This window comes from Pedobacter sp. 10L46_2 (genome assembly GCF_056395165.1).
On sequence record NZ_JBFTIZ010000088.1, the window covers coordinates 1 to 7909 of the forward strand.

General features: G+C 38.6%; 10 protein-coding genes. 7 read left to right on the forward strand and 3 right to left on the reverse strand.

Annotated elements, in window-relative coordinates; translation table 11 throughout:
• The 7 genes from AC1DDX_RS11770 to AC1DDX_RS11800 form a co-directional block, all read left to right on the forward strand.
• On the forward strand, positions 1–1051 hold a 1051-nt coding region (locus tag AC1DDX_RS11770), incomplete at its 5' end, for a TonB-dependent receptor domain-containing protein (RefSeq protein WP_477622068.1).
• A 23-nt stretch (positions 1052–1074) separates the two neighbouring features.
• The gene (locus tag AC1DDX_RS11775) at positions 1075–2580 is read left to right on the forward strand and encodes a SusD/RagB family nutrient-binding outer membrane lipoprotein (protein WP_288882639.1); all 1506 of its coding nucleotides are present in this window, start codon (positions 1075–1077) and stop codon (positions 2578–2580) included.
• A 23-nt stretch (positions 2581–2603) separates the two neighbouring features.
• The gene (locus tag AC1DDX_RS11780; RefSeq protein ID WP_288882637.1) at positions 2604–3101 is read left to right on the forward strand and encodes a lipid-binding protein; all 498 of its coding nucleotides are present in this window, start codon (positions 2604–2606) and stop codon (positions 3099–3101) included.
• 229 nt (positions 3102–3330) lie between these two features.
• Entirely contained in the window at positions 3331–3789 is a 459-nt protein-coding gene (locus AC1DDX_RS11785) for an SRPBCC family protein (RefSeq protein WP_337717412.1), read from the forward strand.
• Between the two features lie 274 nt (positions 3790–4063).
• On the forward strand, positions 4064–4465 hold the full coding sequence (locus AC1DDX_RS11790) for a GNAT family N-acetyltransferase (RefSeq protein WP_337717414.1): 402 nt from the start codon (positions 4064–4066) through the stop codon (positions 4463–4465).
• A gap of 207 nt (positions 4466–4672) precedes the next feature.
• Positions 4673–5476: an FMN-binding negative transcriptional regulator gene (locus AC1DDX_RS11795; protein ID WP_288882632.1), complete on the forward strand. Its 804-nt coding sequence runs from the start codon at positions 4673–4675 to the stop codon at positions 5474–5476.
• 12 nt (positions 5477–5488) lie between these two features.
• Positions 5489–5989: a P-loop nucleotide/nucleoside kinase family protein gene (locus tag AC1DDX_RS11800; RefSeq protein ID WP_288882630.1), complete on the forward strand. Its 501-nt coding sequence runs from the start codon at positions 5489–5491 to the stop codon at positions 5987–5989.
• Between the two features lie 210 nt (positions 5990–6199).
• Here AC1DDX_RS11800 and AC1DDX_RS11805 read toward each other — a convergent pair whose 3' ends face one another.
• From AC1DDX_RS11805 to AC1DDX_RS11815, 3 genes are all read right to left on the reverse strand, one after another.
• Complete coding sequence (locus AC1DDX_RS11805) at positions 6200–6928, reverse strand: MBL fold metallo-hydrolase (RefSeq protein WP_288882629.1); 729 nt, start codon at positions 6926–6928, stop codon at positions 6200–6202.
• A gap of 315 nt (positions 6929–7243) precedes the next feature.
• Complete coding sequence (locus AC1DDX_RS11810; protein WP_288882628.1) at positions 7244–7603, reverse strand: DUF4406 domain-containing protein; 360 nt, start codon at positions 7601–7603, stop codon at positions 7244–7246.
• Positions 7604–7617: 14 nt separating this feature from the next.
• Positions 7618–7909: NUDIX hydrolase (locus tag AC1DDX_RS11815; RefSeq protein ID WP_477622069.1), on the reverse strand; the 292-nt coding region annotated here is incomplete at its 5' end.

A 7909-nucleotide genomic window follows, 5' to 3' on the forward strand; every position in this document is an offset into this window, starting at 1 on the left:
AAATAATACCAAACTGAGACCGGAGATCAGCACAGAAACTGAATTTGGGACGGAGATAAAGTTTTTCGATAACCGTCTAGGACTGGATTTCTCATATTACAACCGCGTTACCAATGATCAGATTCTACCCATTGTCTCTGCGCCATCTACTGGTGTAAACCTCAGAGTCGTAAATTTCGGAAAGGTGCGTAATAGAGGTATTGAGATCACATTGAGCGGGGTTCCGATAAGAACTGATGATATGAGTTGGAATATTGGATATACCTTTACAAGAAATAGAAACGTTGTTCTCGAATTGCCGGATGGACTGAGCAAGGTAATCTTAAATGCTGTATTTGATGCGCAATTTGTGGCTAAGGTTGGTCAGCCTTTAGGCGTATTTGAGGCTCCTGTGCCAGTTTATGATCCAGAAGGACGTATTGTGGTAAGTTCAAATGGATTTCCCGCTTCTGCACCTAATCTGGGAACCTATGGCTCCTCTCAGCGCGATTTCGTAATGGGCTTTACCAATACTTTCACTTATAAGGATTTTATGTTCGGCTTCACGCTGGATTTTAAAAAGGGAGGCCTATTCTATTCCGGCACAGCAGATTTGCTAAATTTTGTGGGTAATGCTGCAAATACAGTTTTTAACGACCGACGTACGTTTATTGTGCCTAATTCAGTGGTAAAAGTTGTGGATAATGCGGGCAAAGTGACTTATGTAGAGAATACAAATCCGATTACCGAAAACAATGTTTATTCCTATTATTATACCAACCTGGGAAGGGCAATTTCTTATAAGGATAGGATTATTGACAAAACATACCTAAAGCTCAGAGACGTTACGCTTGCGTATTCCCTGCCTAAGAACATTGCAAGAAGGATAGGAACTGACAAGGCGATGATCACCCTTTACGGTAGGAATTTGCTTACCTGGTTGCCCAAACAGAATATAACCATAGATCCTGAGGTTTCAAATTTTGGTAACGACCTTTCCAGTGAATTCGGAGAGTTTAGAACTGGTCCATCCACAAGGAATTTCGGCGTTTCTTTAAATCTAACCTTTTAATCTTCAATTAATTGTTTATACAAATGAAAAATTTAAATAAAGTCATTATGGTGTGCTCACTTGCTGGACTCATAAGTAGTGGTGGATGCAGTAAGTTAGACATAAACATAGATCCCAATAAGCCATTGCTGGAGAAGGCAAATCCTGAATCACTAATCCCTTCAGGAGTGATTTCAACTGCAGGAAGAGTAGGGGGGGACTTAGCGATTGTTGGCGGGATCTGGTCTCAGCATTGGACACAAAATAACTCTTCAAGTCAATACATTAGTCTCGACACTTATGATGTTCCAAATTCATCGTCCTTTATAAACAGCCCTTATCAGGAACTTTATTCAGGAGCATTGGCGGACTATCAGCTTGCAATTGAGAAAGCTGTTGTGGCAAAGGATTGGCGTTATAATCTCATGGCTACAGTGATGCGGGCCTATACCTACCAGGTTCTTGTGGATCTGTTTGACAAAGTTCCCTATACTGAAGCCCTGAAGGTTGGTACATTTTTGCAACCCAAATTTGATGATGGATATACCATCTACAAATCATTGATTGAAGGAATCGATGCAGCCTTAGCAAAAGACTTTCATAATACACCACATCTAGATACGGACAGTAGAATAGACTTAGTTTTTGGAGATAATGGCAATGCATCCTTTGAGGATCAGATGGAGAACTGGGAGCGTTTTGCAAACACCTTAAAGCTTAAAATGTACTTAAGAATGGCCTATGTAAAACCTACGGAGGCTGAGGCGGGTATCAAGGCAATGTATGATGGAGATGCTAAATTTTTGACCACCAATGCAGGTGTGGCCGGGTATGAGAATGTTCCTAATAAAAGTAATCCTTTGTTTGAGTACAACTTCAGAAGGCTGAATACAACAGATAACCTAAAAGCGAGTGCAACGCTGGTAAGCTGGCTGGAACAAAACGCGGATCCTCGGGCCCAGGTTTATTTCGGTGTGGATAGCCCTGTGCCTACAATTAATCAAGGTGATTTTTGGAATCAAAGTAGTCACCCAGAATATTTTGATGCGGTAGTTCCTGTTATTGCTCCTACAGCACCGGTTTGGTTCATCACTAAAGCCGAGTCTTGCTTCATGCAGGCAGAATTTTTGGAACGTTACTATGGAGGTTCAGGAGCGGAATTGAAGTACAATGAAGGAGTAACAGCAGCGTTTACAAATCTTGGCTTGCCTGGCCCTACAACTTTATTGGCTGGTCCGTACAAATACCCTACAACTGCCAACCTGGAGACAAAAATAGAAAAGATAATTGTTCAGAAGTGGGCGTCACTATTTGGTTCCCATGCTTTGGAAGCTTTCTTTGAACAAAACAGAACAGGTTACCCAAGGATTAGCCCTGTATATTCAACAGAGGAAGATTACCAACCGGGTACTTTAGTTTATGCATCCAGAGGTGTTACCGGTGCGGGAAATTTTCCTAGAAGATTAGTTTATCCAGAGTATGAAAAAAGTAGAAATACCAATACCCCAGCCGAGGTGCCGATTTATACCAAAGTTTGGTGGGGAAAATAGTTTTTTAATCAAAAGAGATTCAGATGAAAATTAATAATAATAAGATATTGACTTTAATGTTGATGGTTATTGCAGCCGTATATGCTACAAGCTGCAAAAAGGACGTAGATTATGGAGGAACAGTAATGCAAAAAATGTCAGGTGACTGGCATGTATCGGTGGACAATTCTGCGAAGCGATATAATTTGTATAGTTTCAATACAGCAGACAATAGTGCTAAACAGTTTTGGATTCAAAGTACGGGTCTGAGAGCTGGGACGAAGAATATAGCAATCAAAGGAAAGATAAATGTAGATCTTGGGAGTCAGACTTTCTCGGTATCAAATGTTACTAATGTCGCTGTTGGGGCTCCTTACACAAGTTTTAGCATTTCAAATGGCCGAATCATCACAAATGGGACTGTTGGTCCCGGATCGGGTACACCTACAGATTCGATCACATTTGACCTGAATATTGATGGTGCTACATTCAAAGTGACAGGAAGACATAAAACTGGATTTGTAGAGGATCGTCCTAAATGATGTACTGCGCAGCAGCCTTTAATCACTTTGCTGCTGCGCCTAACTTAAAAGGTTCTCAATAGACTATTCCGAGCACTGGAATAGTCTATTACTTATTTGAGACGGTGTGAATATGGTTTAAAATTATGAGGGTTGATAGAACAAGTCATCAGACTTCTCTTAGGTTAAAAAGCTGTGAAGTAAATACAATCCTTTTTAATCGGTTACACAAATTTAGAGACGTAAGAATATGATTGATCAAACAATACAAGTCGTCATCAATGCACCCCATAAGGACGTTTATAACTATATCTCTGACTTGAGGAATGACAGAGAATGGAGAACAGAGGTGATATTGACTTCATCACAGGCTGACTTGGAAATAGGAAATATTGCAATAGAAAGCTCCTTTCTTTCCAGAAAGATCCCTCAATATATCCGCCGACTGGAATGCATAGCGTTTCAGCAAAATGATATGATTTTATACCAAACGCTTGATGGTGATCCCCATTACTTGAAAAGTACCCGGAGTGTGCAGATTTGCGAAGGTGATTCTACACGGTTCATTTATCGACTCGAATTTGATCAGAGCATAGTCAAGCATGCTTTGGGCTTCAGCTTACCTAAGTTAAATATTGATGTTGTGACCAGAAGATCAATGCGAAATTACATGAACAATTTGAAGACCATCCTGGAAACCAATGTGTAAAATGGGAGTAAGTTCAAGATCAAATAAACCCATGTCTTTTTTGATGTTATTGAGTAATCTGCTACTACGGTTGTAAACCGAAAAGCGTAAATCCAGCTGACTCGAGTTCTTGAATATAGCCAGTGTAATCAAGGCCAATATTTATACGCTCACAGAATCCTATAACGGACAATATATCACGCCATTCTTTTAATCCCTCGAAAAAAAAATGGTTAGGATTTGTATTTTTGTGATTATGATTTTTAGAACTGCGGAACTTTCAGATATAAAACAGATGCAGATAGTGAGACACTTGGTGAAAGAGAATACACTAAGTGATCCTAATCTTGTTCCAGATAAAGATGTAGCATATTACATTTCCGAGAAAGGAAAGGGATGGGTTTGTGAAGTGGATGGGCTAGTGGTGGGTTTCTCTATTATAGACCTCATGGAAAGAAGTGTTTGGGCGCTATTTGTTGATCCAGAATTTGCAGAAAAGGGGATTGGAAAGGAGTTGCACAGGCTAATGATCGATTGGTATTTTGAACAAACCACTGATACGGTGGTGTTGGGGACATCCCCGGGTACCCGGGCAGAACGATTCTATAATTTTCAAGGCTGGACTCCTATCGGAAGTTATGCTAACGGAGAGACTAAATTTGAAATGCATTATGAGGACTGGTTGAGATTTCGTTGAATTTGAGTACCTGATTCTGTTTTAAGCAGATAACCCACTTCATTCCTTCTCCCCAATTTTGAAAATAGCTGGTAAACGATTTTTCCGGCTATTTCTTTTTCAAATACCCTAAGTATTCCCATGGCGTTATGCCACATTGTTTTATAAAGCTTTTCGTGAGATAGGAAGGGGGTATTGAAGCTTACTTCATAAGCAATTTGTGTATTGATGAGTTTTTCTTTTATGAGTAATTTAATGGAAAGTTGGATAGGCCCTGTAACCTTTCTGCTCAGTTCATTGTCTCTATCTTTAAAAATTATAACAATTGACTATATGTATAGATCACCATTTTTTGAGGAAGAGGATAGTGAAAAGGTATTGGCATTTATGTTTGCAAATCCTTTTATTACCCTGATAGGTAACGATGGGGAATTTCCTGTTGCCACCCAGGTACCGGTAATTGTAAAAAGGATAGGTGATATGATCCTGCTGGTTGGCCATATCATGAGAAAATCAGATCATTTCCGTGCGTTCAGTATCAATGAATCAGTAATGGCGCTATTCAGTGGTTCACACGCTTACATCAGTGCTTCTGTTTATGAAAAACCAAGTTCGGTGTCAACTTGGAATTATCTTTCGGTACAGGCAAAAGGCAGGATTAAAATGCTAGATGAAGCTGGGACTTACCAAGCGGTAAAAGACTTGACTGATATATATGAATCTCCGGATAGCAGCCCAGCGGCATTTGGAAGGATGGATAAAGATTACATTAAAAAACATCTAAAAGCAATAGTCGGATTTGAGCTGGAAGTACTCAAACTCGATCATACTTTTAAATTAAGCCAGAATCATTCAGCTCAAAATCGCAAAGGCATCATAAATAAATTACTTGCAGGTAGCGATATGGATATAGCTTTGGCGCAAGAAATGGAAAAGCAGCAAAACGATCCAATAGAAATCACGAAAAAACTTACTAATGATTTAGGGGTGTGTACTTCTGGAACACGCCATGTAAATGAGAAGAAGATATAATAACTGAGATTTATGATACATTTAATAATTGGCACGCAAGGTGCCGGGAAATCTACTTACTCCATGAATTTAGCAGAAAAAATTAATGGAATTCACCTCTCAATTGATGATTGGATGCAGGAATTGTTTGGTCCAGACCTTCCAGTACCGATGGATTTTGGATGGATAATGATAAGAGTGCACAGATGTGAGCAACGAATATGGTCCACTGCAGTAAAAATAGCTCAGACAGGTGGAAATGTAATTTTGGATCTTGGTTTTATGAAGGTGCAAAATAGAAGTCTATACCTAGGGTTGGCAAAAGAGCATGGGATTTCAACCCAACTACATTATATTAACGCACAATTGCCGACTCGTTTGGAACGTGTTATGAAGCGGAACGCTGATAAGAGCAAAACTTATTCTTTTGAAGTGAGCCCAGCTATGTTTCATTACATGGAAAATGAATTTGAACCACCAACTGAAGACGAATTGAAAGATATTGTCTTTATCAATACAGATGAGTCTATTTAAGTAGAAACTTCTGCTAAATATTAAAAATTCTTAATCTAATTAATTTGCCACACAAATTCATTGGGGAAGATTTGAATATTAATGTGAGATAGGACATTACCCCTGATATAAAATAAAAGTTGATTATGTAGAAGGGGGCTAAGATTTGCCTCCTTCTTGGTTTGTTATGAGACTAAATTTCTTGATTTTTTGTAGCATCTCAGCGAAATTTTAAAATATGCTTTTTCTTAAGTCAATGAGTTGTTGCTTCACATTTTTTCGCACTATTCCGCCATGATAACAAATCAATTCATTAATTTCTAATTCAATAAGCTTTTCAATGGACCTAATCGCTGCCGGGAGGTTTAGCGTGTACTGTGGATTGGCAATATTAAGATGGCCATTTTCTATAACCAATGCATCACCTGCAATGAGTGTTTTGGTTCGGTAAAGATAAATAGATATATGTCCAGGCATGTGCCCAGGAGTTGGAATGATCCTAAGATCTTTATTTTCTTTGAAATCATCCGTCGTGAATACATAGTCCACATTAACAGGTTTTACGGATGTCAGCATTAACTGAAAATAACGCGCATTAGCTTTTTCTGATTCAGGTAACTCTGGATATATTTTTTGCGCCTGCAGCATTCGCAAAGATTTTTTCCTGCCATTAACATAATTTGCTTCCGTTGAAGAGGAACAGACTTTAACATGAGGGTAGACTTCTTTAATCTCATGAAGACCACCAATGTGATCGATATCGTGATGGGTTACAATTATAGAAGTCAGATTTTTCAAGGAAAAACCAATTTGATTCATCGCCTTTTCGATTAATGGTAATGATCCTTCATATCCGCAATCAACTAAAATAAGTTCATGTTCCGAGCTCAGAAGAGCTGGATGTAGAATAGTTTCAGCGCCACTAAAACTGTACTTTATTTCGAGACAATTTATTTTCATTTTTTTAGGGGGATTATTCAATGTCTTTCTAGTAACTGCATTTATAAAAGGCAGTAATATCAAGATGAATGCTACATCTGGGGTGATATACAATGGCTGACTAGGATCTGTATGGTTAGTTTAAAGTATCCTTTTATTATTGGCGCAGAACATCAAAGTGAATAGAAAATTGCATGGGTTGGACAAAAATTAATTTAAAGGCGCAGGAGAAAGGTGGGTAGTTAGAAGGAGGCAAATTTCAGCCCCCTTCCGGGTTTGTTGCGAGACTAAATTTATCAACCTTTTTTTGTAGTAAGTTTACAAGTAATTTTAATTTCACTGTTCAGCATTTGGAACTTCGTCAATGTGAAAATAAATTTTTAAACCTCTTTCCCTMCCAATTCTAACATCTTCATCAGCACCTTTGGATAGACCTTCAATTCGAAGTATTGCATCGCATTTTTCCAGTAATCGGTGGGCACAAGGGTATTGTATTTCATTCCAGATTTCATCACCTGTTTGTGTAGAACCTGCCAGATTTATCAGTGGCAAGGCAACCCATTCGCCAATCATTGGTACGTGACCTTTTCTGAATAATGGGACGGCAAAGGCTTCAAGGTTAGCCAGATTTTGCTTCATTAAAATCGGATCATCATTAGTGCCGCTTCTATAAGGGCCTGCAATTAGTATAAGCATATTGTTCTTGTTTTCTAATTTTGTAATAAGTTTAAGGTCATTATCCGATTAATTAATAAATGCTGCAATAGCATTATGGTTTTGCCATCTTTTATTTCTCCCAGTTCTATCATCGCAAATGCTTGAGGGAAGGGGATTTCGAGAACAGTTATATGCTCCTCCTCCTCGGGTAGGCCTCCACCATCATTTATTTTCATCTCTGATGTGTACGAGGCTATGAAAAAGTATAAAAGTTCTGTAACTGATCCAGGAGACATATAAGCTTCAAATATTTTCGTAACCTCAATAATTTTAAAGCCTGTTTCT